The organism is Dolichospermum sp. UHCC 0352 (assembly GCF_009711925.1).
In the GTDB taxonomy this organism is placed as follows: Bacteria; Cyanobacteriota; Cyanobacteriia; order Cyanobacteriales; family Nostocaceae; genus Dolichospermum; species Dolichospermum lemmermannii.
The window spans coordinates 49602-76516 of record NZ_VIKY01000029.1 but is presented as its reverse complement, the minus strand read 5'-3'; the positions used below and the strand labels follow the sequence as shown (position 1 = coordinate 76516).

Here is a 26915-nt window from a genome sequence, read left to right as displayed (position 1 = left end):
TCCCCCTACTCCCCCTACTCCCCCTACTCCCCCTACTCCCCCTACTCCCCCTACTTCCCCTACTCCCCCTACTCCCCCTACTCCCCCTACTTCCCCTCTACTCTTCTGCGCCTTGAATTTTGAGTAACAAAGCGCCAATTGCCCAACCTACAAAGATTAGACCGAAAGATAGCATCGCTGCATTTAACATTTCGCCGCCCATTTGCTGTAATGCTCCTTTGTGGATTGTTGATTTATGTTTCCTGTTTTTCAGACTGCTGAATTTGATTTGAAGACTCAAATCTCATTTTCAACTTTCAGGATTCAGTTAAACTAGGTCTATCAGAACAATACCTTGTCCAAATCGAAAAAAGTCTTGATTTGTAGGTTGGGTTGAGGTACGTTCACGAAGTGTGGCGAAGCCATAACCCAACAAATGCGTCGGGTTGCGCTGTCGCTTAACCCGACCTACAAAAAATGGACAAGGTATTGTCAGAATTATTAGTATTAGACCTCTATAAATAATTCTAAACCAATTTAGGGATGATAATTGGGAATAGACGGAGATGGGCTGGGTTTCCCCGCCCCTACAATATAATGACTAATGAAGATAAACGGACACGGTTGGTGCTGACCCTGGGAGATCCTGCGGGTATTGGTTCTGAGGTGATTTTGAAGGCTTTGGCAGATCCTCAAGTTACTCAAAATTGTGATGTGATGGTGGTAGGGAATAGAACTTTATTAACAAAAAGTTATGAAAATATCAGTAAAAATATTGATAATTCTCTAGCTTTGGCTAATCCGGTTGATTTGTCTATAGTTGATGTCCCTATTGCTGGTGAAATTATCACAGGTGTGGGAAATGCAGCTAGTGGGGCAGCGAGTTTTGCTTATATGGAATATGCCATATCTCAAACTTTGGCAGGTGAGTTTGATGGAATTGTCACCGGACCTATCGCTAAATCTGCTTGGAAAGCCGCTGGTTACAACTATCCGGGACAAACGGAACTTTTAGCCGAAAAAGCTGGTGTTGAGCGGTTTGGGATGTTGTTTGTGGGGCGATCGCCTTTTACCGGTTGGACTCTTCGCGCTTTACTTGCTACCACCCATATACCTTTATCTCAAGTAGCTGCGACTTTAACACCGCAGTTGTTGACAAAGAAATTAGATTTATTGGTGGAGTGTTTAGAAAATGATTTTGGGATTAAACATGGCAGAATTGCGATCGCTGGGTTAAATCCCCACAGTGGAGAAATGGGACAACTGGGAACAGAGGAAATAGATTGGTTAATTCCCTGGTTGGAATCAGAACGCCAAAAACGCCCGCATTTACAGCTAGAAGGACCCATTCCCCCAGATACAATGTGGGTAAAACCGGGTATTGCTTGGTATGGTAATTCTGTGATCAAAAATCCTGCTGATGCTTACTTAGCACTTTATCACGACCAAGGTTTAATTCCGGTGAAGTTGATGGCTTTTGATCGGGCTGTAAATACTACCATTGGTTTACCATTTGTGCGGACTTCACCAGATCATGGAACAGCTTTTGATATTGCAGGAAAGGGGATTGCTGACGCGACAAGCATGAAAGCAGCGATTCAGTTAGCGGTAGAGTTGGTGAAGCAGAGGTTAGGAGAAAATAATGGTTATTGATTGATTTTTTTACGGTTTCCCGAAAATTTATCTTAAAATACCTGAGTCTCTTTCAGTATCAGCCGTTCGTCTATCTATTGTCCACAATTATGCTCTTTTTGTTACGAAATATTTAAAAATACATAAAATAATATTTTGATTGATTGAAACTATATTATACTAAAAACCATATTCTGGTAATCCAGTACATTCGTGATTTAGCTTGAAAAAGCTAGTCCTGAGACTCTAATTTTTATATGAATAGTATAAATTTTTCAAACGGTTACGCTCTCATCATTGGTGTCGGGTTTGACTTACCAGTTACAGTTAAGGATGCAACAGCTTTACATGATGTGCTGGTTGATCCAGGTTGTGCCGCATATCCAAAGCATCAAGTTGAAATATTGATAGAAGCTGAAGCAAATCGGGCAGAAATTATTGTAGCCTTTGATCGATTAATTGAAAACGTTAACCGAAACCCTAATGCTACGGTAATTGTTTACTTCTCCGGTCATGGTGGCCAAATCAAACAGCTAAATGGAAAATCTGAGTATTTCTTGCTAACGCACGATTATGTCAGTGGACAGTCCAATCAAGGTATCTCTGGAGATGAGTTCACTCAGAAGATTCAAGCAATTAACTCTCGTAAACTGGTTGTCCTACTAGATTGCTGTCATGCAGCAGGTATGCCCGCAATCAAAGACCTAGAAGATAAATTTATCAAATCACCAGTACCGCCCAGTTTATTACAAGCTCTTGATACTGGTAGAGGTCGTGTGGTTATCGCTTCTTCTCGTGAAGATGAGAAGTCTTATACAGGTGATCCCTACAGTATCTTTACAAACTGTCTACTAGAAGCCTTAGCAGGTAAGGCAACAAGAAATCAAGATGGTTTTGCACGCATACTTGATATAGTCACATACTTGATTGAACAAGTACCCCTAAAAACATCAGACTCTTCAAAATATCGTTCAGGTCAGCAACATCCATTTGTCAATAATATCAGTAATTTAGATGAAAACTTTGCCCTTTGTTATTACGCTGGGGGAAGTAAGGATGTACCTAGTGCAATTTTCATAGCCACATTACCTAAAATATCCTCGTTTAAACAACAAAAGGAATTGGAGCGTCTAAAACAAGATTATGAAAATCTTGAGAAAGAACGTTATCAATTGTCTAACAAATTAGAGCGGTTAAAGAGCGATCTAAATTCTGAATCAGACTCTGCACATAAAATAAAGCTTGAAAGAATTATTAACCAAGATCAAAATAAACTAGATAAACTTGACCAAGAACTAAGACAAATGGAAGAAAAAATAGAATTACTTGACATATAACTTAATTATACATGGATAATTCAAAGGCGAATAATTATGTCTATTCAACACTATCAATCATTGTCTTTATTTAAAGAGAAAGAACTAAAACAGGTTAATGAAGATTGTGAAAGTCTTTATAAAGAGCGTGATACTTTATCAGAAAAAATAGCAAGATTAAGAGATGATTTAAATCATGAATCAGATTCAAGTAATAGAATCAAGCTTGAGAGAGATATAAAAAGAGATGAAGATCGAAAATATGAAATTGGTACTGAGCTTAAAAAATTAGTAGCTGAAATAGAGGATCTCAAACAAGAAATTAATAACAAGCAAGACTCAGAAACAACTGAAGCAACCGATTCGAGATATTCTCAGCAAAATAGTAAGACTTCTTCAGGAAATGATAAAGAACAAACAACAAAAAATAGTCCACAGTTTAATGAGCTTCTTGAGATACATAAAAAGTCCAAAAATAATTCTGATAAATCAGAATTAGAAAATATTCATAGTACACCTGAAGAAATACAAGGTAAGTCATTATTCAAGAATGATGAACCAATTAAAAATACTGTTCTATATACAGCAACTTTTTTTCCTCAACTAAGTCCTCATGAATTTGAGATAGTTGTTTCATTTCTATTAGAAGATCAACCACCAATAATTGTCACCGATTCTTCACAAATACTAACAAATACCAATGAAATTAAAACCATTGAAACCAAAGTACAAAAGTCTCTTATTGAGATTTGGAAAGACAGTCTTAACCAACCTGACAATAATTTTTTGAATAAATGCTACTTGACAGCAGTACGCTTAGAAGATAGTTCACAAGTTATTGATTTTTCTTTACCTTATTTGAGACAGGAATTAAAAGACTATTTAGAGAAACAATCTATATATGTAGGAAACCAATTTAAACGAGTTCAACTTCTGCTTTTTTCTCCTTCAGCAAAAATTGCTAGTAGTGTTATAGAATTGACTGTGCAAATGGCAATTTCTCATCCACAAATTTACAGAGATAATTGGCTGTTAGCAATTATTTTAGAATTTACAGAAAAAGCTAATTTGGAGATTGATGCAACCATAGATATAGAAGAAAATATCCAAAACTTACTAGCAGAACTTGAAGCAGAACAAAGAAGAGAAATTGTTTTTGCACGCATATCATTTCTGATATATGAAATGCTAAAACACCCACAATTAAAAGAAGCAACCGACAAATTTATTGAACGATTAATTTTAGCACAGCGTTATGATGCTGTTATAGCAATAATTAAACATTTATACGATGTACCAGAATTTAATAGACTTTATTGGGTGAAACAATTACTAGATAGAGGAAATAGACAAACAAGATCCGATGCCTACAAACTCATCTACAACTGGTTAAAACAGAGTGGTTCTCAAATTTATAATTTTCTAGAGTCTATTAAAACATGGCTACCTGATTCAAATCGTTCTTCAGATAACTATTCCTACGCAAATGAATATGCCTTACAATTACTTATTGAATATTGTCTAGAAACAACAGAAAAATTTGATGAAAAATACTATGGTTACTGGCCATCCAAATATCAATTATTGACATATTTACAGGATAGCGAAGTTGATCACAAGTTAGGCATATTAATTAGTTGGTTATTTCATCCAGATGATCAGGGAGGACTTGCGCTCAAACATCTCGTTGATAAAAATATTGACCCTATACAAATAATTGCTGGATTAATAGCAGAATGGTTTACCATTTTATATGGTTTAGAGAAAAAAGAACCAAATTCAGAAGCTTATTCACTAGGGAATAAAATACTGCAACAAGTAATTTTGGTCACGAACCTTTCTCAACAAAAAGATTTGATTCAGGCTTGGTTTCAGATTACAGATGATTTGTTAACAGCCTCAGAATATTATCGCCAAGCGAATAATTCAAAACAGATGAAACAACTTATCCAAAAACGGACTTTAGTTAAACAACTGAAAAAAGATTTCAAATTTCTGCAAATAAACAACTGACTAAAAACATAAGGAGATAACAATGAATTCAGTAAATTCCCTAGATAAAGTGATTCGCAAAGTTGATGGAAATACTAAAGTCAACGCTGGCGTAACAGAAAAAATAATAGTTCTTGATAAACAAACTGGAGATATTGTTCCAGTTTGGAAACGTTTAATTGGAGGCAATTTTTTATATTATTTTGTTGCTAACAATAAGGATACTTCTAATTTTGTTGAATCCAAAGGTTTGATTTGTAAAATCAAAGATTTTGTAAATGATCGTGAGGTTGCCATATCAGTAAACTTTCGATCTAGTTGTAGTGTTGGGAATGAAGAAAAAGTAGCTAAAGCTCTGCTTGGCAATAATCATCCTGGTGAACAACTTGCTGAGAAAATACAAATATTTTTTGATGAATTTAGCCGTAAAAAAGCTACTGATTTTATAGAATCGTACTCTATTAATCAATTAAGAGAATTACAAAATAGGGTTGAAAAACAAGTTATAGATCAAATAGGTTTAAATTTTGAATTGAGATTAGCTCTAGCTTATGAAGAAAAGATTAAAACTTTTTCTACAGGAATTATTGAATTTCCGGTACACGTTAGTGATTATAATGATGAATTAAACTTACAACTAAAAATTGAATTAGTTGTAGATGAACAAAATAAAGTCAAAGCACTAGCTAATTTAGGTCATGAAATACTATTAGTCAATTTGATTGAACAGGAGATTAAAAAATATTTATTTGAAAAGACTACCCTTCATAAATTTTGCTTTCACCTCAAAGATACTCTTCGCAATGACATAGTTAACTATTTGAATAGAAACTCACTTTTGAGTCAAAAGGGTCGTAAAGTCAGCTTTTTATCTCTCAATAGTAATACAATTCCTGTACTTCCAGATGAAATTGTCGAAATTCAATATGATGTAGAGTGTAAGTATCAAGGATATCCAGAACCAAAGCCAATATTAGTAAGAAATACAGTACAAATGTTTTTAGAAGATATTGGCAAGTACAGGTTAGCACAAATAAATGATTTAGAAATATGGGTTAAGAGCAAGTTAGAAAAAATTGTGAAGCCTTCCTTGATTTACAAAGAATATATTGATATTCTTCTAGATTTTGAGCCAATAGCTTTACAAATTAAACAAGATATGGAAAAAGAGGTAAAGATTATTGGCTATAATATAAAGCAAATTGTTTCTAGACCAAACTTAAAACTACTAGAAATAATCAAAAGTTTTTATCTAGAGATTGAAGAAGAAATATTTGCTACCAAAGATGCTAACGTCAAAGTGAAATTAAATATTTTGGTAAGCGGAAAGATTGAAGAACCAAGGAAGATAAAAGATTACCTTAACCCAGATAGCGATATTGAAGGTTTAATGAAACGAACTATTTCTCATGCTGTAAGAGATGTTTTAAATAGTATTGAACCAGAGCGATATTATCTGCGTTTCGGTTTTCCTGCGGTGGATGAAATCACTGGAAAAGCAATAGAAAAATCAGTTGAACAAGAACTAACAGATAAAATCAAAGAAGGATTGGAAAAAGATTTCTATGCAAAACTCAGCACTGTCATTTCTAAACCTCTGAATACAGAAATTACTGAAAAATATCAAGAATTATATAGACAAATAGGTAAATTTGAGTTTGAAGTACCTTCTCTCAAAAGTGACGAGCCACCGGTTCAATTTCAAGGAGATTTTCAAATTGATGGTGTTGAAAAAGATAGTTGGTATATATTCCAATCTCGTTTACCAAGCATAAACGATATCAAGCAGTCTATCGCAACCAGCCTCAAAGCAAAATTAAATACATTCGATGATGAAATTCTTCAGTATAGAGATACTGAAAATTTATTAATATTAGAAAATTTCATCAATGAATGGATAAATCGTCCCTTGTCTAGAGGTAGTATTGCTAATCAATTTGGGTTAAAAATCAGTATAGGTAATCTATCTCGATCTCGTACTGCCATAGAAGAAGATCGATCTAAAATTAATCAGGGATTACAGACTGTGGAATTAAAAGGTGTACAAGCAAATTTAATTGCAAGAAATCAGCAAATTGATACGCAAATTCAAATCAATGCTGAAAAGCAAAAAGCTAAATCATTAGAACTTTCTAAACTTTATGATGAACGTTCTCGACTTTTAATTTCAGGAGATGAAGAAGATATTGAAGAGTTAAATCGAAAAATTAGTGATTTAGAAAAAGATGTTTTATCTCCTTCTGTGGACGATGCTAAAGACAAATTTGAAAAATTAAAACCGAAGAAATCAACATCTAAGAGTTTGAGTGAAATCACAGAACAAATGAACAAATTAACTAGTAAAAATAACCCAGTTATTAATCCTGCAAGTGATATAGATGTTCCAAAAAAGGATTAACCGTAAAATTTTCTATTGCTGATTGAGCCAAAATTACCAGCCCTTTCTCTTTCATGATTGGTAGCTATTCAGCTACTAATCATTTTCTATAAAAATAGCAAATATTTATGGAAAAAATTATTAGAGTCACATTTCAAAAACATGATGTTACTGACAATCGTACTGAGAATATTTCATTAGATATAAAGTTAGATGACTTTCACAAAGCAGTACAACTATTATTACGTTTTCCCTTTGGATTGCCATCTGTACTTGTTCTAAATAGAACTAAACAAGAACTAGATAATTATGGGACTTTGAAGGATGCTGACATTCAAGACAATGACAAGATAATATTATACCCTTTACCTATTTGGAACAAAGAGAAGCATAATTTTGTACCTCCTCGTACTGAACCAAAACCACAACCCCTTGAAACACCAACTGTTACAATTAGTGATAAACAGGAAACACAACAAAATACTACTATAAGAATAGAAAACAATACAGGACAAGTTTCACCTAAAGTTAAAAAAGGCGTAAATATTAATTTAATTTTAAGCATTATAGGATTAACTGTAATTGGCAGTTTTTTTATTTCTATTTATCCTAAGTTATTAGTGAAATTTGAATATGTAAATAACTCTCTCATAAACTCACCTGAAAAATTTATCCAAGATAATTATTCAGCTATTAATAATGATGAATTTAAAGTTGCTTGGAGTAATTTATCTCCTATATTTCAAAATAAATCAGTAGGTGGTTATGGTAAATATTTAGATTGGTGGGAAAAAAAAGTAGACCGAGTAAATGTTAATCAAATTAGATTGGTATCTAAAGATGATAAATCTGCTGTAGTTGAAGTGAAATTACAATATTTTATGAAAAAGACTCAAAAATTATCTGATCCAGAGTCTCTTCGTTTATGGTTAATATGGGATCATAAAAATAGTAAATGGATGATTGATAAGTCCCAGCGTTTGATGTGGTGGTGATAAAAGCACTCAAGTCCAAGATATTCTTAAAGCTAAAGAATATTGGGAAGATTATCGGAGTCGAAACAATGCCTAGAAGTACAAGTTATCACGCCAAACTAATTAAATACTTACAAGATCCTCTAGAAGCCGCAGCTTATATTGAGGTAGTTATAGAAGAAGGTGATCCTATTATGTTAAATAAAGCACTCAAAAATGTGATTGAGGCTCAGGGTGGAATTGATAATTTTTCCGTAGCAGTACAGCAATCCTACGATAAATTTGCCCAAATTCTTGCTGAAAAAGGAGAAATTGAATTTTATTCTTTGACTAATGTACTTGATGCTTTAGGATTGCAGTTAGCCGTAACCGTGAAGTCAGCTTGAATTATGCAAATTAGAAAACTGTTAATTTCACAATCACTGGAAAATGGTCAGAAGGCCATACCCCTTCCCACTGTTCACGATCAATAATAACTTGTTCTGTCTGAAAAGCGCAGCTATCGCAATATATAGTATCAATAGCATCCCCAGCTTCCCCTGTAAAATCGTGAAAAGTTTTCTGTTTTTCTAGAGGAAGAGTAGCTAAAGGATCTTGTAATTTTTTACCATTTCTTAGAGGTGATAGAAAAATTTGCCGTTCTGGAGTATCAGGATTGGCGTTAAAATCCCCTGTGAGAAGTAAGTAGTTTTCTGGAGGAAATTCCGCCAACCGTTGACTAATTAAAGCTGCACTTAACTCTCTAGATTTGGCATTTTCGTGATCTAGATGGGTATTTAATATAGTTAAAGATAGACCAGGATTAGTAACTTCAAAATTAGCCCACGTGGTCATCCGTGGTAAACGAGTTCCCCAAGTAATACTACCAGGAATTTCTGGAGTATCACTGAGGTAAAAATCTTGTGTTTCTTGAAGTTTAAAGGATTGGGGATTATAAAAAATTGCACAATGTTCACCGCTTCCTGTACCAGTGCGATCGCCCCCAATAATGTTATATTCCGGTAAGAGTGCTTGTAAATCTGCCAGTTGATCAGATTTACCCTCCTGTGTACCCAATAAATCCGGTTTGTAGTGTTGAATTAAAGAAGCAATTGCCCCTACACGCTTTTTCCACTGACGCACCCCAGGATCTGGTTTGTCATAGCGGAGATTAAAAGTCATCACAGTAATTTGCATAGATATTTTTAAACTGATAGTTTGGACAAAACCAGAGAAGATGAGAAATACTCTGAGAATATCCTGTAAAAGAGAAAAACTAAAGATTTTATCCAACCCCTAAGTAGATACAATTCCCTGACTGACTTTAGCTCCAATATCTACCAATTAATCACCTTAATCATCTAATCAAGCCTCAATATCATCACCGAACTAATTAGTAGATTTGACCAAATTGTTCAGTTATCCAACAACCCTTTTTTCAAAATTTAACTTGCGGTGTTGTCTGGTGGATCAAACTTATAACCATAACCCCGTACCGTTTTAATATACTCCGGCATACTAGAATCAACTTCCATTTTCTTCCTAAGTTGGCCAATATGCACATCAACAACCCGTCCATCTCCCACATAATCACAACCCCAAATCTTTTGGATCAGTTGGGTACGACTCCATGCTTGTCCAGGGTGGGTAGCTAGAAAATGTAAGATATTAAACTCCAAAGCAGTTAAAGCTAAAGCTTTATTATTGAGTGTTACCTCTCGCGCTTCTGAGTTAATAGCTAACTGATTGAAAGTGAGGCGTTGTGACACACTGGACTGGATATAGCGAACACGTCTTAATAGGGCTTCTACCCTAACTTCTACCTCAGCTAGACTAAATGGTTTGGTTAAAAAATCATCAGCACCAGCAGCCAAGACTTTAATTTTATCAGCTTCATCATTGCGACTGGTAAGCATCATGACTAACACATTGGTACGACTTTGCATTTCCTGGCAAAGTTTATATCCATTTGCATCTGGTAGATTCCAGTCTAAAATTACTAAAGCGGGATTAAATTGCTCAAATAAGACAAGAGCCGTTTTACCATCTGCTGCTGATTCTATTTGATATTTCCGACTCAAAAAACGCTGAATCAGGTTACGGACACTAGAATCGTCATCTACAATCAGAATCTTGGAATTATTTGTGGAAAGCGTATCCATAATGGAATTTATGATTGTTTTGGCAATTTGCTGTGATGATAGATGCTGCAAAAGTAGTATTTTTGAAAGTAAATTTACCCTCAATTCTGTTAATTAACCTCACCTACCCGGAAACTGCTATAGCTAAATTTTCCATGAAGTTTATGCAAACTTTAGACATCTTACTCTTTAAAAGAAGTATAAGTAATAGACAATTTTGGTATTTTTTAAAGATTTTTTTGTATAAATTAGATACATAAATCAAATTATATTTCCATGTATTAACTATAAAAAGATACCCGAATCATCCAAGAAATCGGGTATCTTGTTGTTGAGATCAGATTGGGGATAGTTAGAGGTTTTTCCCAAACATTATCAACAATCCCGCCCAAAATTATTAATACTGAGGAACAGAAGCGTCTACTTCTTGACTCCAAGCATTAATTCCCCCTTTCACATTTGTGCCAGTAATTCCCGCTTCCTTGAGGATAGCCAAGGCTTTCGCCGAACGTCCACCCAGTTTACAATGAGCAATTAAACGGTGTCCATTGAGTAAGTCCTTCACCTTAGCCACACCATCACCATTTTCAATATCTGGTAAAGGGACTAATACTGAACCAGGAATTTTAGCAATTTGATACTCGTGAGGATTACGCACATCTAGCAGCACAAAGTCCTTTGCACCACTATCTAATAACGCCTTCAATTCCTTCACAGTCATTTCTTGAATTTCCATCTGCTGTTTCGCTTCTTCGGCTTGGGCTTGGGGAATCCCACAGAATTGTTCGTAATCTATCAGCTTGTCAATAACTGGACGGATGGGGTTAGGACGCAGTTTCAACTCCCGGAATTTCATATCCAAGGCGTTGTAAAGCACTAGTCTACCACTCAAGGTAGTACCATTCCCCAGAATAATTTTCACTGTCTCTGTGGCTTGAATAATCCCAATCATTCCCGGTAAAATTCCCAGAACTCCACCTTCTGCACAGGAAGGAACCATTCCTGGTGGTGGTGGTTCGGGATATAAGTCACGATAGTTGGGTCCACCTTCATAGTTAAAGACGGTTGCTTGTCCTTCAAACCGGAAGATAGAACCGTAAACGTTGGGTTTATCTAACAATACGCAAGCGTCGTTGACTAAATACCGCGTCGGGAAATTATCAGTGCCATCAACAACGATATCGTAAGGACGGATAATATCTAAAGCGTTTTCTGCACTCAGACGGGTTTCATACAAATCAACCTGACAATGGGGGTTAATTTCGTGAATCCGGTTTTTTGCTGATTCGATTTTGGGTTTACCTACCCAGGATGTCCCGTGAATAACTTGACGTTGGAGGTTAGAGGTATCCACAACATCAAAATCAACAATACCAATTCTGCCTATACCTGCTGCTGCAAGATATAACAGTAATGGTGAACCTAGTCCACCAGTACCAATACACAATACACTGGCGGCTTTTAGGCGTTTTTGCCCTTCCATGCCCACTTCTGGCAAAATTAAGTGGCGGGAATAGCGTTCGTAGTCGTCTTTCGTCAACTGGATTTCATCCAGATTGGGATTTAGCATAGCAGTTGTAGGAATCAGCGCGGAGTATTAATGTTAACTTAAATTTGCTAATTTTATCAGTTTAATTGTCTCGGCTTGAAATTGGTGGTTGTCATCAAGAGTCCAGCTTTGCAGTTCACCAGCTTGAGCATTTTGTACGGATGATATCACATAAGAGTATTCTGGCCAAGCGTATATTCTATCCCATTCTGAAGGAATAGCTGGATAGTCAGGATGGGAATGATAGATACCAATAATATTTAAGTTACGGTTTCTCGCTGCTTTTTGCGTTTGTAACATGACTTGAGGCGATATTGCATATCGTCTTCTGGTACTATTTTCTTGGTCTTCTGTAAAGTTACTCTTTTCTGTATTCCAGACGTTCTCTGTGGGGATGATTTCTACTACAATTTTATATTCATTATTTTTATAACCTAAAATTAGCCCACAGCATTCATCTGGGTAGGTTGTTTGAGCATGATTTTTGATAATTTCTAGATGATTTGTTTTTAGTTGAAGATTCATGATAGCTTGCAAACGCAGATAAAGAAAAAAGAAGGATAAATATCAAGTTAAGAATCTAACTTTACCAGTATTAATATCATAGTAAGCACTGATAATTTTTAATCTGTCATCACGGATTAATTTATCTATAATTTGTGAATTATTCTGCAATTTTTTAGCTTGGTATTCAATATTATTAATCACTGGATTGTTATCATCATTAATATTACTTCCTGTTCTGGGAGTTGCCGATAAACCTGGCTTAATGTCATCAATCACAGAGTTAATTTTACCATTATCTGGTTGATTGTCAATTGCTGCTGATACTGCACCACATCCTTTATGACCTAAAACAACTATTAGTTGTGTTCCTAAATTAGCGGTAGCATATTCTAAACTTCCAATGGTTTCATTACTGGCAATATTACCAGCTATCCGCACAACAAATAAATCTCCTAATCCTTGATCAAAAATTATTTCTGGTGGTACGCGAGAATCTGCACATCCTAATATTGCTGCATAAGGATATTGTTTTTTAGATACTGATAGTAAACGTTTTTTCGATTGATTAGGATATTGACGATTTTGATTAACAAATCTTCTGTTTCCTGCTATTAATCTTCTTTTTGCTTCCTCTGCACTAACTGGATTAGGATTAGGATTATTTTCAGGAATTGTAATTTCTGAACGGTTAGTAATGATTTCATTGCAAGCAGTCAAAGTACCCATACTCAAGGTACTTAAACCTACGAATTTTAAGAAGTTACGACGACCTACAAATCCGTTAATTTTACTCATGACTCCACCTGATAACTTCTACATAATTTTTACAGAAGATATCAGATTTGATCATGATGTGAGAGTAGCTTATTACACGGTTTAAGGGTTATTTAATCTTTTGTTTAAATACCAAACAATATATTGGCAGTATGGACTATATTTGCCTTCTGCATCTTTGCTACTAAGTCCGACTGGGAATGAATTCCCAATCTAATGGCAAAAGTCATCTAAAGATGACTAATAATTTTCTAAATCTTCAGTTTACTTTAGTAAACTTTAGCTATTAGCCTGGAACTTAAGTTCCAGGCGGGTGTGGAAGCCAAACAAATAAGCTATCTGTAGCCTAAGTTGACACCAATGAGCTTTTGCTTTACCCCTACCTAATTGATATTAACAATTAATTACTTTTTTTCGCTCTTTTCTTTTTCTCTGGTTTGAGTAAGGGAGCATTTAAAGCTTCATATAAATTAAATAAAAACTCAATCCTATTCAATTCATTTACAAATGGTTGGGGACGATAACATAAGTCTACGGCTTTATCTAATATTTGATGTGCCTTTACTAGGTCTGGTGGCATTGTCAAGGGGTCATACAAATCGGCTAAACTACTATCAGGATATTTTGCTCTGGTGTCTAATACTGCTTGTGCGGCTGTTTCTACTTTCTGTTTTTGTTTCTCATTGACGTTTTCAGGAAAGGGATAGTTGTTGTAAACTATGTCTTTGGAATAACGAAAACGACTTTCTAATCTTCCACATACATACTTCATCCATGTCATGTGCATTTCTGAAGTAAGAATAGCAAATAAGTAGAGAGTGGCATTAGGAATTAAAAAACAGAGATTGCTAGTAATAATTTCTGAAGGCATAAAACCTATAGGAATATATTTCCTCCTTTCAGAAGACGCACTTGGTACAAGTAAATAATCTGTATCAGGTTGTGCTATCTGACAAAATAGAGTAGGTGTAGTTGCAAATTTACGAGTAGAAGCAGCTTTACTTTCTAACCGGAATTGTTTAACTTTATTTACTCGTTTTAATACCTCTGGTAAAGCTTTGAGTTCTTTTGGAGAAATATCAACAAGCCAAAGACAATAGCGACTATATCCATTAATAAACTCCTGCGCTCCTGTATAGGGTCTGATCCATTTTTCAGCTTGAGGTTCAATCTTAATAAATTCTTCTTTTTCAGTTTCAGTAAAAATAAGATTACCACCATCTCGTGGCATACTTCCAAAACGCATTAAGGGAATATTAGCAATGGGAAAACTTTTATTAGTGATAATTGTGTCACTTCCATCTACCAGATAAGGATTGATATTTTTAGCTTTTATTGTCAGTGGTTCACTCTGAATATCCTCATAATCAGAAATATATTTTTCGGTAATATTGAAGTTGGCAAAACCAATAATTACACAATGGACAGCAGCATTTCCTTTAGCTTCATTACTCCATTTAAAAGTACGATGAGCAAAATGAATTTTAATCTTATATTTATTAAATAATATATTCCAAAGTATAGCGACTTGTTCACCTTGTGATATAGAATTTGTGGAAACAAAGCCTACTTTTATTTGGCTATTTTCGATAATTTTTGCTGCTTTTATATACCAAGCACAAACATAATCTAAAACACCTATTCCTTTCTCTCCATGAAAAACATGATCAATATCATTTCTTTGTTGAGCATTCATAATCATTGCCCCAACAAATGGGGGATTTCCTAAGATGAAACTTAACTTTTCCTTGTCGACAACGGTTTCCCAATCAATTCTTAATGAATTACCATGAACAATTTTCGCAGATTTAGTTAAAGGAACTCTAAAAAAATATTGACCAAATTCATGACTAACCTGAATATTCATTTGATGATCAATTAACCACATTGCCACCTCCGCAACACGCACCGCAAATTCATCATATTCAATACCCGTAAATTGATCTACATTAACCTTAATAATATCTTGAATATTAATAAATTGCTGTCCATTTTTATTCAATGCTTGCAAAATTTTAATTTCTAGATTTCGCAATTCCCGATAGGTGATAATTAGGAAATTACCACAACCACAAGCAGGATCAAGAAAATAAAGATTAGCGATTTTTTGATGTAATTCTTGGAGTTTACCTCGATTACTTTTGACTTTTTCTAACTCTAAATATAAATCATCTAAAAATAGAGGTTTAATCAACTTTTGAATATTTTTTTCTGAGGTATAATGAGCGCCTAAATTTCGTCTTTCTGTGGGATTCATGACCGCTTGAAACATCGAACCAAAAATAGCCGGTGAGATTTTACCCCAGTCAAAACCACAAGCTTCTAAAAACATTTCCCGCATTTTGCTATCAAAAGCAGCGGGTTGTAAAACCTCCTCAAATAACTTACCATTCACATAGGGAAACTGAGCCAAATTAGTATCTAAATTTGTTAATCTTTTTTCTGGTGGTGTATTTAATGTATGAAAAATAGAAGCAATGTGCATTGCTAAATCACTACCATCTGATTTAGTATGTAAATCAATATATTCCCAAAAAATACCTTTATCAAAAATGCCTGTATCATCAGCAAATAAACAGAAGAGTAACCGGACTAAATAGACTTCTAAATCATGACCTCGATAACCAACTGCTTCTAGTTTATCATGTAGTTTACCCATTAATTCAGCGGCTTGGATATTGACCGGATCTTCATCTTTATAGGTGCGTTTTTCATAACCAGCAATAAAACCGAATAAATGAACCTGATTAATAAAATCTTTGAGGACAAATTCTGTGGTAATATTAGTATCTAAATCGTAGAGTTTAAACTTTTGAAAATCAGAAACTAAAATATATTTTGGTAATTCATGTTCTTTTAAACCAGGGAAATAATCTTTGGCTTGCTGCATAGCTTTATCTAGACTTTTCCCCCTAGATTTATGTTCTACTAAAATTACACCTTTCCAGAGTAAATCAATAAAACCTTGTTTATTATCGGCTTTTTTGACAGATTGTTCAAATGTTGCCACCCGACGACGAGAAATACCAAAAACATGAAAAAACCCATCCCAAAATGATTTAGCTTCTGCATCTTCTGAGGTTTCATGTTCCCATTCTTGAGAAAATGCGATCGCTCGACTTTTGATTTCGTTCCAACTTAAAGGCATAGCTGATAATTTTTGGATAAGAAACAGTGGTTTTAAATAATCACCCCGACTTCTTAGAAAAGTCGGGGATCTGAAGGATGTGAACAACCTACAAAAATGGGTTATTTAATGGGGAATTTAGCTAATAATTCCTCACGAGACAACTGAGATAAATTGAGTAATAAATCAGTTCTTTCTGTGAGAGAAAGTTCCATAATAGGAGTAACAACAGCAGATAATTTCTCATCTAAATTACCAAAACGTGCTGTTAGTAAACTTCCTACTATTAACCGCAATTCTTCTTGTCTTCCCGTTTGCAATCCCGTTTGTAGTCCCGTTTGCAGTCCCGTTTGCAGTCCCTCTTGTCGCCATTCCTCGCGTTGTTTGAGATATGCTGGTGATAAAGTCATAATCAACTCCCTATCTTCATCGTTGATATTAGTGTTAATCTCTATATTTTTACGCCAAGATGCTAAAATTTCCAGTAGATAATTACACTGGTTTTCTGTGGAAACTGTGATCAGTTCTTGTACTGCTTGTTTTTGGGTTTCCCCATTACCTAACACCCTTAACCATAGTGTATCCTGATTTTTGGGTAATTGGTTAATTGCTACAATTGCGGTTTTATGCGATTCTCCTAGAAAATAAACTCCTGTTTCCCAATCATCTTCGAGTGTAGCTCTAAATCCATCTAGTTTATTTTTTGAGCAGGTTGGTGTTAAAATCCATAAAACAGGGAACTCGGTTTCCATTAGCCGCCGATTTTCTCTTTTTGCTTGTCGAAACAATTCTTCATGAAGGCTGGATAATTTTGACATACAACTTCTAATTGTCATTTCATTGGGAGGATTACGAAAAGGTTCAAATAGACAGCTTGTAACTGCCATTTTTGCTAATAATCCTAAATCGGAAGTTACAGATTTTGATTGATTGGGAACAAACCAAATATCTATTTCCCTAACTTCGCTTTTTACGTCTTTACCAATATCTACTTGACCTAAAGGTTTTAATAATTCCTCTAGATATTCTTTCGCAAATTGGTCATGGGCTTCTCTCGTCATACAAAATCCATTGCTAAAAAACCTCTCCGTCCAGCAGTAACTCCAACTTCCGAAATAAAAACTGCAAATATCTCTACCAATAAAGTTGAAAATTCTCCTAATAATAACACAGAAAAAATACAAAAACCAGTTACAGATATTCGGACTGATACTAATAAAGCTGATTTTTAATGAGTAGAGAAAACCGCCGGTTATTCAGGTGCAGAATTAGATAAATTAGTCAGAGAAGCTATTTATTTAGCTGAATATGGACACTTACCAACAAAGATTCATTGGGAAAATGCGTTATTACAAATTAGTCCCCAATATCGGACTTCTAGTATGCAGCAACTGTTGCGAAAATATTTAAAATTAATAGAAGGTGGCGGTGGTAAACCTGCATCAGAATTAGAAATAGGTTTTTTAGAAAATCTTATTCTTGGATCTTAGTTAACTTCAATTTTTTCTACTGTAAACTGGTGGTTGTCATCAAGTTTTCTGTAATTACCCTTTCTAATGGTTTATCCCAACTATCAACAGGTAATTGAGATAAATAAGCAAAATCAAAAACCACTCCTATAGTTGCTTTTGTCTGCCAACCAGGAGAATTTAACAAACGGTCATAATATCCCCCACCATAACCTAAGCGGTATCCTTGGACATCACAACCCACACAGGGAACAATAATTAAATCTACTTCTTCAATGTCAATTATCGGTGCTTCGTGGTGAGGTTCTGTAATCCCATAAGCACCGATATTAATTGTGTCATCAGGTTGCCAAGAATGCCAAACTAGAGATTTATCAACACAACGGGGAAAACCCCAACGTTTATTAGTGTTAGTATATAGCGAGCTAATATCAGGTTCTTGACGAAAGCTAAAAAAAGCCAGAATTGTATTTGCTTGATTAAATATAACCGAGTTTTGGATATTGGTGGTGAGGCGATCGCTTTTCCCCCGCCATTCTAATAATGTCATAGACTGACGTTTTTGGAGTAAAACCCGTCGCAATTCCTTTTTAGTTAGTTGTGACAATTTTGGATTTTAGATTTTAGATTTCCCTCGTTCCCATACTCTGTATGGGAATGAATTAAGAAGGCTCTGCCTTGTGTGTATGCTAGAGTCAGAAACTCTATGAAGGCATTCCCAGTCGGAGACTGGGAACGAGATGAGGAGATCATCTATGCAGCGTTTTTACGCCACCAATCAATAGTATTTTTCAAACCTTGTCTAAATTCTACTTCAGCAGTGAAGCCAAAAGCCTGTTTTGCCCTTTCCGTGTCCAAACAACGTCGGGGTTGGCCATTGGGTTTGTCGGTTTCCCACACAAGTTCACCCTCATACTCCATCAATTCGCAAATTAAAGTAATTAGATCTTTGATAGAGATTTCGTAACCAGTTCCTAAATTCACGGGTTCAGCATCATTATAAAACTGAGTTCCCATGACTATTCCCCGTGCTGCGTCTGTAGAATACAAAAATTCCCGGGTAGGAGAACCATCACCCCAGACAGGAAGTTGTTTTTCTCCCCTGGTTTGGGCTTCTTCCACTTTGCGAATTAAAGCGGGAATTACATGAGAACTGCTAGGGTTGAAATTATCTTCAGGTCCATACAAGTTCACTGGTAACAGGTAAATACCATTAAACCCATACTGCTGACGATAAGATTGTAGTTGGACTAAGAGAGCTTTTTTTGCCACTCCATAGGGGGCGTTAGTCTCTTCTGGATAACCATTCCAGATGTCATCTTCTTTAAATGGTACAGGGGTAAACTTAGGATAGGCGCAAATAGTTCCTACACAGACAAACTTTTCTATCCCTTGTTGATAAGCTGCATGGATTAACTGAGTTCCCATGATCAAGTTATCGTAAAATAACTCGCCGGGTTTTTCTCGATTTAGACCAATGCCACCAACATGGGCAGCTAGGTGAATGATAATATCCTGTTGATCTGCTGCCCGTTGGCAATTTTCCCATACTCGTAGATCACAGTCGTGCGATCGCGTTACAGTAATTTTCTCACTGTTAGCGCCATGCTGACATAATTGATCTATCACCTGACGGCCGAGAAAACCCGCCCCACCAGTGACAAGAATCCGTTTATTTGCTAAATCTAAGGCTGTCATATTATTATCCTTGATCTGATTAAAAGTGCAGAGATCCTAATTCTTGACGGGTAGTAGCAATATCTTGAGGGTATTTTGCACCATTACCATTAGGGGAAGTACAACCCACAGCTTGTAAATCAGCTTCTACCATGAGCGCAACCAGTTCTTTAAATGTTACTGATGGTTTCCAGCCTAATTTTTGCTGTGCCTTAGTCGGATCACCAATTAATAAATCTACTTCTGCAGGACGCAGATAACGTTGATCAAACTCTACGTATTTCTGCCAATCGAGATTAACATAACTAAATGCTAACTCCAGAAACTCCTTCACTGAATGGGTTTCACCAGTTGCCACCACATAATCATCTGGCTGCTCTTGTTGCAACATCAACCACATTGCTTTTACGTAATCTTTGGCATAACCCCAATCTCTCTTGGAATCCAAATTACCCATGAAGATATTTTTTTGTTTACCAGCAACTATGCGGGCTATGGCTCTAGTAATTTTGCGGGTAACAAATGTTTCGCCCCTTCTGGGAGATTCATGATTAAAAAGAATACCGTTACAAGCAAATAAATTGTAAGATTCGCGGTAATTGATGGTTTGCCAGTGGGCGTACACCTTAGCACAAGCGTAGGGACTGCGGGGATAAAAGGGTGTGGTTTCACTTTGGGGAACTGCTTGCACCAAACCATACATTTCCGAAGAACCAGCTTGATAGAAACGGACTTCAATCCCAGTGCGGTGCTGATAATCGCGGATTGCTTCCAATAAACGTAATGTCCCCATACCTACAGCATCTACTGTATATTCAGGTGAATCAAAGCTGACCCGGACGTGGGATTGAGCGCCTAAATTATAAATTTCTGTAGGTTTGACTTCTTCTAAAATCCGCCGCAGTGTTGTTCCGTCTGTCAAATCACCATAGTGAAGAAACAGCCTTGCGCCCTCGTTATGAGGATCTTCATACATATGATCAATTCTGTCTGTGTTAAAGGTGGAAGTACGGCGAATAATCCCGTGGACTTCATAACCTTGTTCTAGTAAAAGTTCAGTTAAATAAGAACCATCTTGACCAGTAATACCAGTAATTAAAGCCCGTTTTCTTTGTGTCATGGTTGGTGATGCCTTGTTGTTTTTAGTTGAAGATTACAAACATTCTGATATAAACTAGCAGTTAATTGATATAACTGCCCAATAGTTAGGCTACAAATATTAGTTGCTATTACAAGTTAAAGGTCAACAAATATTTTTGCTAAAAAACACTTTAACAAATAATTATAGGTTTAGTTCAATTAATATTCTTGATTTCAAGTGTATCAATTATTGTCAGCACTAGAAATTCCTTGAGCCGTATATATGCGTAAGAATAAATTTTATACCTTTGCTATCGAAAATAGTTTTTGGGGCATAATGTTGCCCCATAAGATGGAATTTGCGTACTTACTTAGTAAGCTCCTTTATTTTTGGGCATAATGACAACATTAACTGTTTTCAGGATGATCCACAAATCAAGCCAAAAATTCCTAAAATTGACATAATGGAGGTCTATTTGCACCCGGCGAGGATATGGAATATCATTACGCCCGGATACTTGCCACAAACCAGTAATTCCAGGACGAATCGTTAAAACATGATTGATATAATCACCATATTTGATTAATTCTTCCGCGACTAAAGGTCTTGGACCAACTACACTCATATCTCCTTTGAGAACATTCCAAAATTGGGGAAATTCATCTAAGCTGGTAATTCGCAAAAAGTGACCAATTTTAGTGATTCTTGGGTCTGTTTTCAGCTTAAAATTGTCTTCAAATTCTGCTCGGAGGTTAGGTGATGTAGCCATCATTTCGACAAGAATTTCGTCAGCATTGTTGACCATGGTGCGAAACTTAATGCAATTGAAGCTGCGGTAGTTTTTGCCCACCCGTTCTTGAACATAAAAGATCGGACCCTTTGAGCTTATGGCTATCAATAAAGCCAATATCATGTAAATGGGAGAAAACAAAATCAAGACCGACAATGAAAAAACTATATCAAACAGTCGTTTAAAAAACTCTCCGTATAAACCCTGAAAAGATAAACTTCTGGATTTCACCTTTGGCTGTTTAACTTTTTGACCACGTTTTGATAAAACAGTCACAGATGTACTGTTATCCTTCCGCGGGTATCGCTTGCCGGAGAGGAGTGAACTCTGGGCAGTCATCATACTCCTTTATAATCCACACCACACATAGTCCCAATCTTAAAGCTAAAAGGCAGTAATTTTGAGGAAAAATTTGCACTCTTCTGAGAAAATAAATACAAAAGGCCGATGTTTACTTTTGGTAAACTCCTTTTTCACGACATTCATTCACAAAACCTAGATAACGTTCTGCAAAAACCTGGCGAGAAAATTGATTAGCGTGTGTTTGTATATACTCGTAATTGTATAAATGCTCATGATCTACAAATTTTTCTACGGCATCTACTATAGCTCCTACTGTTTGGATTTTAAATAATATACCAGTTCCTGTATCAGGATGTGTCTGAATATCTCTCACTGTTTCTAATGCACCACCTGCACGGTATGCAATTACGGGAGTTCCACAAGCTTGGGCTTCAACTAGGGCAATGCCAAAGTCTTCGCAAGCTGCATAAACAAAGGCTTTGGCACGGGACATATAATTTTTGACGATACGATCGGGTTGCCATCCTAAGATTTGAATATGTGGTTGAGCTATTTCCCGTAATTTGTTCATTTGAGGACCAGTGCCAATAATAACCAAGGGTTTTTTGAGGCTATTAAAAGCCTGAACAATTAAGGAAACTTGTTTATAACTTACTAATCGGGAAACTATCAAGTAAAAATCTTCTTTTTCTGGAGAAAATAAACATTCATCTAGGTTAACCGGTGGATAGATAACGGTTGCTTCCCGACGATAGCAACGCCAAATCCGTCTGGCTGTGTGTTGTGAATTGGCAATGAAGTAATCCACCCGGTTGGCACTAATTACGTCCCATTGCCGCAAATTATGGAGGATTTGGCGGGTGATCCAGCCGATTGCTCCTTGCCCTAGTTTGCTTTGGTTGAGATAATCAAAGGTTAAATCCCACGCGTAGCGCATGGGGCTATGGCTATAGCAGATATGCAATTGATTAGGGGTGGTTAAGACTCCTTTAGCTACAGCATGAGATGAAGATAAAATAACTTCATATTGTCGCAAATCCAATTGCTCAATGGCCAAGGGTAATAGGGGTAAATATTTTTGGACTCCTTGACGGGCTTGGGGAAATTTCTGTAAAAACGTTGTGCCAATTTGACGTTTATACAGGTAACTTTCTGGATTGCTGGATTCAAAATCAATCAGGGCGTATAAATCAGCGTCAATGTGATTTAATATTTCCTGGACTACGAGTTCTGAACCTCCTGTGGCTTGAGGGGTTAACCACTCATGAACTAAGGCATATTCTAAGGACACGTTTAAGTTGAATGGGTGGAAGGTAAGTAGGTGAGCATTAAAAATTGTCGTTCGGAGAAGGCAGGGGGAAAGAGTTTGATCTCTCTAGATTGAATAGAAGATATAATCCTACCAAAAGATGTTCCTCTAGTGATACTACAACCTGATAACCTCTACAGATAGCGGTAATTTTTATTCAGGAATTAGAAAGTTATGCGGATTCTGGTTATCGGTGGAACTCGGTTTATTGGGGTGTATTTGACTGAATTACTGATGAAAGCTGGACATGAGGTGGTTTTGTTCAATCGTGGTAATCATGCTGCACCTGCGGGGGTAGGACAAATTATAGGCGATCGCACTAACTCAACTCAACTTCAAGAAAAGTTAGCACCAGAAAGTTTTGATGTCGTTTTTGACAATAATGGTAGGGAACTCACGGATACACAACCTCTGGCAGAAATTTTTCAAGGACGGGTCAAACATTTTGTTTATATGAGTTCTGCGGGTGTTTACCTCAAATCTGACCAAATGCCCCATTTAGAAGGGGATGCTGTTGATCCTAAGAGTCGTCACAAGGGTAAACATGAAACGGAAGCTTACCTCAAGCAGTTGGGAATCCCCTTTACTTCTATTCGTCCTACTTATATCTACGGGCCGCAAAATTATAATCCTTTGGAAAGTTGGTTTTTTGATAGAATTGTACGCGATCGCCCGATTTGTATTCCCGGAAATGGTATGCACATCACTCAACTTGGCCATGTCTGGGATTTAGCTCAAGCGATGACCCAGATAATTGGGAATGATCAAGCAATTGGGCAGATTTATAATATTTCGGGCGATCGCTTTGTCACTTTCGATGGGTTAGCGCGTGCTTGTGCTGTAGCTGCTGGTAAATCTGCCGATGATGTGAAAATCGTCCATTATGATCCGAAAAAGTTTGATTTTGGTAAACGGAAAGCTTTTCCGATGCGGGTACAGCATTTCTTTGCATCAGTGAATAAAGCACAAATAGAATTAAATTGGCAACCTAAATATGATTTGATTTCTGGTTTGCAAAATTCTTTAGTAAATGATTATTTAATCAATGGACAAGATAAATTAGAAGTTGATTTTTCTGTAGATGATGAGATTTTGAAAGCTGGGTAATTTCTGGCAATTGCCGGGGTTTAGCATTGCTCATTGGTGAGGCAAGAGGCAAGAGGGTTTGGGCGATTTTACTTTTCTTTACACAGATTGGTTTTATTGTGTTCACCTACTTAGATGAAGATTAGAAAAACAAAGAACAAAGAAATTCCCGCTTCCGTCTTGCGTCTTGCCTGTTTTCGTGGCACCACATAGGAATAGTTTTAAGGTTTTGTGTTATAACCCAGTTGTGAAAATGAACTCAAACGAAAGACTACTCTATGGAACCAGATAAGCTGGCACGATTGAAAGAGTACGGTGAATTTATCCTCCGCAAAATTGACTCAGTTCCCCAGCGCCCTTCCCAGGAGGAAGATTGGGTTCCCACTAGCCTTGATGATTGTCTGCTGCGGCTGCGAGAGGCAGCAGAGAAAACTGTGGAACTGGCCAACTCACCGGTAAAAATTGGCATCATGGGGGAATTTAGCAGCGGTAAAAGTTTGCTGCTAGGAAGTCTCATTGGTTACGCAGACGCTTTACCCGTGAGCGAAAATCCGACAACCGGTAATGTCACGGCTATTCATATTAAACCCCAGGATGGTTTTGCAACTACCCAAGCAAATAATTATACGGTAGAATATTTATCCCATGAAGGGGTAAATGAGTGCTTACACTTCATGCTCAAAGAAGCAAACCGTCGCGCTGCGTCCGCTGGGGTGACACCTTTACAGGTAGCTAAAATTAAAACCGGTAAGGATATCAGTATTTGGTGTGAGGAAGTTTGGAAAAGTTCCAATAATTTAGAGTTGCGTTATTTGGTGCGGGAGTTAGTGTTATTTTTGCGGGCTTATCAGGCTTATGGTGAGGCTTTATGCGGTCGCCTTTACCCAATTGATGGGATTACAGCCCGTGAAGGTTTACAACTGGCAGAAATGCCCATGGCGATTCAATCTCTCAAATTTGAGGATTTACCAGCAGCGAATGTTCGCTTACCAAATGCGCCACAAAGGTTAGGAACGCAATTATTACAAACCAGTTTTCCCTTAATTCGTCGTGTTGATATTGATGTGAAAATATCACGAGAAATTTGGGATGTTACAGGTGCAGAAGAATTTGTCCTTTTAGATTTTCCCGGCTTGGGTGCAGCTAATTCTGGAACTAGAGATACATTTTTATCCTTGCGAGAATTGGCACAGGTACAGACAATTTTAGTCTTACTTAATGGTAAATCACCGGGGAGCGATCGCGCCAATAAAATCTTCACAATGATGCAGCAACAGCGTCCAGGACAAGACCTCAAGGATTTAATTCTTGTCGGTGTGGGACGTTTTGATCAACTGCCTTTAGAAAGTGAAGGAGGAGAAAGGGAACTAGATTTATTAATTAATAATCAATCTGATTCTCAACCGTTACAAACAAATGCAGTTTTTCAAAAATTGAAAGTTCTCAAAACCATTATTGATGGGGCGGAAGCATTTACTTCTCAAAAAGATAGAATTGTTTTATTATCGCCACTGTTAGGATTGTCTGAATTTGCCAAACGTTCTAGTCAAATTAAAGCAGGTTCTGAGGAATTTCTTGCCAATTTAGATTATCCTGATTATCTGGAAAGACCGAAAAAATTACAACAGAAATGGGGTGATTTAAGTGAAGCTTTATTAGCAGCAGATGGGAGGAATCAATTAGGAAGACAATTAGGTTATTTTGCTCAAGATGGTGGGATTAGTAAATTAAGAGAATTGATTCAAACTCATGTTGCTAATCATGGCTTAAAGCAACTGTATGAAGATACTCGTCGGGCTGCTGATGTGATTCGTCAACAACAAGAATATCTCAAAGAAATTATTGCCGAAATCCATGAACAAGGCATACCCACAGTTGATACTCCAGCTTTACTAGAATTAAGATCAGCCATAGAAAGTTTAGATAGAACCTACAGAAACTTTCAGAAAGATTTAGGTAAAGAACAACTTAAAGATAGAAGAGGAATTGTAGTTAGTGATGTCATTAAAGATGAACTAACTTTGAAAATTTTGAATTGGAGTCAATGGACATTATTATTTAATAAAATTCAAAATGGCACAATTACCTTAGCGGAATTTAAAGGTGCAGCGGGGAAATTATTTGATAGAGGAAATCGAGTCAATACCTCCATAGCAACCAAGAGTGATGACTTTTATCCGGCTTTCGAGAAAACCGTTAAAGAACTGGAGAACTTTGCGAGCGATCGCATTCATCAAGCTGTGGTAGACTTATTAAGCTCATTGGCACATCAAATTACCTTAGAACGGGAAAAACTGCAAACCATTCTTATCCCAGAAATGGAACAAGAAATTGAATCAAAATTTGGACTTGAAGAAGCAGATTTATTTTATAAACTCTTACTAGGATCTGATCCTCGTCAATGGAAAGAAGCCATTATTACCGAAATCAATAACCATGATCAAAGTATCAAACCAGAAAGTATTTTTCCCCTAGCCAGACAAGATGAAAAACACAGTGTAGGACAAATTTTTGATTGGTCACCAGAGAGAAATCAAAACACATCAAGAAGCGCAAATCATCAACTTTTCGTTTTACGACTGCGAGATGAAATTACCGCTAGTGCTAGTCTTCACCTCGTGCAATATGTGAGTGAAAGTAATCAGCAAGTAAATATAGAAATCAACGGAATTTTAGATCAAATTATTCCCAGCTTGCAAAACCTGGCCAAAAAAGAAGCACTACTAAGATATATTGCTGCAAGAGATTCACAAACCGAATTAGCCATTCCAGCTTGGTTAGAAATCTTAACCGATATTGCCACAATTAATGAAGAAGAATTATTTACCTGCATTTAATTGGTACTACTTTTAT

At 36.4% G+C, this 26915-nt stretch carries 22 protein-coding genes; 9 read left to right on the top strand and 13 right to left on the bottom strand.

Annotation, left to right across the window (positions count from 1 at the left end; genetic code table 11):
• Positions 1 to 97 precede the first annotated feature (97 nt).
• Positions 98 to 202: a PetM family cytochrome b6-f complex subunit 7 gene (locus FJR06_RS02160; RefSeq protein ID WP_015078782.1), complete on the bottom strand. Its 105-nt coding sequence runs from the start codon at positions 200 to 202 to the stop codon at positions 98 to 100.
• Positions 203 to 576: 374 nt separating this feature from the next.
• Here FJR06_RS02160 and pdxA point away from each other — a divergent pair, with 374 nt between their 5' ends.
• The 6 genes from pdxA (at position 577) to FJR06_RS02125 (ending at position 8656) form a co-directional block, all read left to right on the top strand.
• Entirely contained in the window at positions 577 to 1632 is a 1056-nt protein-coding gene (gene pdxA, locus FJR06_RS02155; protein ID WP_168650583.1) for a 4-hydroxythreonine-4-phosphate dehydrogenase PdxA, read from the top strand.
• Between the two features lie 236 nt (positions 1633 to 1868).
• A complete protein-coding gene (locus tag FJR06_RS02150) occupies positions 1869 to 2948 on the top strand; it encodes a caspase family protein (protein WP_168650581.1) in 1080 nt (359 codons plus the stop codon).
• Between the two features lie 36 nt (positions 2949 to 2984).
• Complete coding sequence (locus FJR06_RS02145) at positions 2985 to 4940, top strand: hypothetical protein (protein WP_168650579.1); 1956 nt, start codon at positions 2985 to 2987, stop codon at positions 4938 to 4940.
• A 22-nt stretch (positions 4941 to 4962) separates the two neighbouring features.
• Entirely contained in the window at positions 4963 to 7317 is a 2355-nt protein-coding gene (locus FJR06_RS02140; protein WP_168650577.1) for a hypothetical protein, read from the top strand.
• A gap of 107 nt (positions 7318 to 7424) precedes the next feature.
• Positions 7425 to 8291, top strand: a complete 867-nt coding sequence (locus FJR06_RS02135) for a hypothetical protein (protein WP_168650575.1) — start codon at positions 7425 to 7427, stop codon at positions 8289 to 8291.
• Positions 8292 to 8359: 68 nt separating this feature from the next.
• On the top strand, positions 8360 to 8656 hold the full coding sequence (locus FJR06_RS02125; RefSeq protein WP_148763284.1) for a DNA-binding protein: 297 nt from the start codon (positions 8360 to 8362) through the stop codon (positions 8654 to 8656).
• Between the two features lie 10 nt (positions 8657 to 8666).
• Here FJR06_RS02125 and FJR06_RS02120 read toward each other — a convergent pair whose 3' ends face one another.
• From FJR06_RS02120 to FJR06_RS02090, 7 genes are all read right to left on the bottom strand, one after another.
• Complete coding sequence (locus FJR06_RS02120) at positions 8667 to 9542, bottom strand: endonuclease/exonuclease/phosphatase family protein (RefSeq protein WP_254434374.1); 876 nt, start codon at positions 9540 to 9542, stop codon at positions 8667 to 8669.
• Between the two features lie 152 nt (positions 9543 to 9694).
• Positions 9695 to 10411 carry a response regulator transcription factor gene (locus tag FJR06_RS02115; protein WP_168634538.1) on the bottom strand — a complete coding sequence of 239 codons (717 nt, stop codon included), beginning with the start codon at positions 10409 to 10411 and terminating at the stop codon, positions 9695 to 9697.
• 376 nt (positions 10412 to 10787) lie between these two features.
• Positions 10788 to 11960, bottom strand: coding sequence for a molybdopterin-synthase adenylyltransferase MoeB (gene moeB, locus FJR06_RS02110; protein ID WP_015078777.1), 1173 nt, complete (start codon positions 11958 to 11960; stop codon positions 10788 to 10790).
• A 33-nt stretch (positions 11961 to 11993) separates the two neighbouring features.
• A complete protein-coding gene (locus FJR06_RS02105; RefSeq protein ID WP_015078776.1) occupies positions 11994 to 12464 on the bottom strand; it encodes a Mov34/MPN/PAD-1 family protein in 471 nt (156 codons plus the stop codon).
• A 42-nt stretch (positions 12465 to 12506) separates the two neighbouring features.
• The gene (locus tag FJR06_RS02100) at positions 12507 to 13241 is read right to left on the bottom strand and encodes a carbonic anhydrase (protein ID WP_015078775.1); all 735 of its coding nucleotides are present in this window, start codon (positions 13239 to 13241) and stop codon (positions 12507 to 12509) included.
• A gap of 379 nt (positions 13242 to 13620) precedes the next feature.
• Entirely contained in the window at positions 13621 to 16368 is a 2748-nt protein-coding gene (locus tag FJR06_RS02095) for a class I SAM-dependent DNA methyltransferase (protein ID WP_168650573.1), read from the bottom strand.
• Between the two features lie 101 nt (positions 16369 to 16469).
• Positions 16470 to 17408 carry a hypothetical protein gene (locus FJR06_RS02090; RefSeq protein ID WP_015078773.1) on the bottom strand — a complete coding sequence of 313 codons (939 nt, stop codon included), beginning with the start codon at positions 17406 to 17408 and terminating at the stop codon, positions 16470 to 16472.
• Here FJR06_RS02090 and FJR06_RS02085 point away from each other — a divergent pair.
• A complete protein-coding gene (locus FJR06_RS02085) occupies positions 17391 to 17579 on the top strand; it encodes a hypothetical protein (RefSeq protein WP_041457659.1) in 189 nt (62 codons plus the stop codon). The two genes, FJR06_RS02090 and FJR06_RS02085, sit on opposite strands and share 18 nt — an antisense overlap.
• Before the next feature lie 274 nt (positions 17580 to 17853).
• On the opposite strand, the gene FJR06_RS02080 is transcribed toward FJR06_RS02085, so the two are convergent.
• The 5 genes from FJR06_RS02080 to FJR06_RS02060 form a co-directional block, all read right to left on the bottom strand.
• A complete protein-coding gene (locus tag FJR06_RS02080) occupies positions 17854 to 18423 on the bottom strand; it encodes a 5-formyltetrahydrofolate cyclo-ligase (protein WP_168650571.1) in 570 nt (189 codons plus the stop codon).
• A 146-nt stretch (positions 18424 to 18569) separates the two neighbouring features.
• Positions 18570 to 19514: a GDP-L-fucose synthase gene (locus FJR06_RS02075; RefSeq protein WP_015078771.1), complete on the bottom strand. Its 945-nt coding sequence runs from the start codon at positions 19512 to 19514 to the stop codon at positions 18570 to 18572.
• Positions 19515 to 19533: 19 nt separating this feature from the next.
• Positions 19534 to 20613, bottom strand: a complete 1080-nt coding sequence (gene gmd, locus FJR06_RS02070; RefSeq protein WP_015078770.1) for a GDP-mannose 4,6-dehydratase — start codon at positions 20611 to 20613, stop codon at positions 19534 to 19536.
• 331 nt (positions 20614 to 20944) lie between these two features.
• Positions 20945 to 21703 (bottom strand): sugar transferase, encoded by a 759-nt coding sequence (locus FJR06_RS02065; RefSeq protein WP_015078769.1) that lies wholly within the window; start codon positions 21701 to 21703, stop codon positions 20945 to 20947.
• Between the two features lie 112 nt (positions 21704 to 21815).
• Complete coding sequence (locus tag FJR06_RS02060) at positions 21816 to 22958, bottom strand: glycosyltransferase (protein ID WP_015078768.1); 1143 nt, start codon at positions 22956 to 22958, stop codon at positions 21816 to 21818.
• Between the two features lie 192 nt (positions 22959 to 23150).
• Between FJR06_RS02060 and FJR06_RS02055 the strand changes: the two genes are divergently transcribed.
• Together FJR06_RS02055 and FJR06_RS02050 are read left to right on the top strand one after the other, a co-directional pair.
• Positions 23151 to 24083, top strand: coding sequence for an NAD-dependent epimerase/dehydratase family protein (locus FJR06_RS02055; RefSeq protein ID WP_168650569.1), 933 nt, complete (start codon positions 23151 to 23153; stop codon positions 24081 to 24083).
• Between the two features lie 257 nt (positions 24084 to 24340).
• Entirely contained in the window at positions 24341 to 26899 is a 2559-nt protein-coding gene (locus tag FJR06_RS02050; RefSeq protein ID WP_015078766.1) for a dynamin family protein, read from the top strand.
• Positions 26900 to 26915: the final 16 nt, after the last annotated feature.

What these genes read in the sequence shown, in the direction of transcription:
- FJR06_RS02135 (WP_168650575.1), top strand. Translation starts at nt 7,425, where the DNA reads ATGGAAAAAATTATTAGAGTCACATTTCAAAAACATGATGTTACTGAC.
- FJR06_RS02140 (WP_168650577.1), top strand. Translation starts at nt 4,963, where the DNA reads ATGAATTCAGTAAATTCCCTAGATAAAGTGATTCGCAAAGTTGATGGA.
- FJR06_RS02055 (WP_168650569.1), top strand. Translation starts at nt 23,151, where the DNA reads ATGCGGATTCTGGTTATCGGTGGAACTCGGTTTATTGGGGTGTATTTG.
- FJR06_RS02075 (WP_015078771.1), bottom strand. Translation starts at nt 19,514, where the DNA reads ATGACAGCCTTAGATTTAGCAAATAAACGGATTCTTGTCACTGGTGGG.
- FJR06_RS02150 (WP_168650581.1), top strand. Translation starts at nt 1,869, where the DNA reads ATGAATAGTATAAATTTTTCAAACGGTTACGCTCTCATCATTGGTGTC.
- FJR06_RS02105 (WP_015078776.1), bottom strand. Translation starts at nt 12,464, where the DNA reads ATGAATCTTCAACTAAAAACAAATCATCTAGAAATTATCAAAAATCAT.
- gmd (WP_015078770.1), bottom strand. Translation starts at nt 20,613, where the DNA reads ATGACACAAAGAAAACGGGCTTTAATTACTGGTATTACTGGTCAAGAT.
- FJR06_RS02095 (WP_168650573.1), bottom strand. Translation starts at nt 16,368, where the DNA reads ATGCCTTTAAGTTGGAACGAAATCAAAAGTCGAGCGATCGCATTTTCT.
- FJR06_RS02160 (WP_015078782.1), bottom strand. Translation starts at nt 202, where the DNA reads ATGGGCGGCGAAATGTTAAATGCAGCGATGCTATCTTTCGGTCTAATC.
- FJR06_RS02100 (WP_015078775.1), bottom strand. Translation starts at nt 13,241, where the DNA reads ATGAGTAAAATTAACGGATTTGTAGGTCGTCGTAACTTCTTAAAATTC.
- FJR06_RS02090 (WP_015078773.1), bottom strand. Translation starts at nt 17,408, where the DNA reads ATGACGAGAGAAGCCCATGACCAATTTGCGAAAGAATATCTAGAGGAA.
- moeB (WP_015078777.1), bottom strand. Translation starts at nt 11,960, where the DNA reads ATGCTAAATCCCAATCTGGATGAAATCCAGTTGACGAAAGACGACTAC.
- FJR06_RS02125 (WP_148763284.1), top strand. Translation starts at nt 8,360, where the DNA reads ATGCCTAGAAGTACAAGTTATCACGCCAAACTAATTAAATACTTACAA.
- pdxA (WP_168650583.1), top strand. Translation starts at nt 577, where the DNA reads ATGACTAATGAAGATAAACGGACACGGTTGGTGCTGACCCTGGGAGAT.
- FJR06_RS02085 (WP_041457659.1), top strand. Translation starts at nt 17,391, where the DNA reads ATGGGCTTCTCTCGTCATACAAAATCCATTGCTAAAAAACCTCTCCGT.
- FJR06_RS02115 (WP_168634538.1), bottom strand. Translation starts at nt 10,411, where the DNA reads ATGGATACGCTTTCCACAAATAATTCCAAGATTCTGATTGTAGATGAC.
- FJR06_RS02145 (WP_168650579.1), top strand. Translation starts at nt 2,985, where the DNA reads ATGTCTATTCAACACTATCAATCATTGTCTTTATTTAAAGAGAAAGAA.
- FJR06_RS02065 (WP_015078769.1), bottom strand. Translation starts at nt 21,703, where the DNA reads ATGACTGCCCAGAGTTCACTCCTCTCCGGCAAGCGATACCCGCGGAAG.
- FJR06_RS02050 (WP_015078766.1), top strand. Translation starts at nt 24,341, where the DNA reads ATGGAACCAGATAAGCTGGCACGATTGAAAGAGTACGGTGAATTTATC.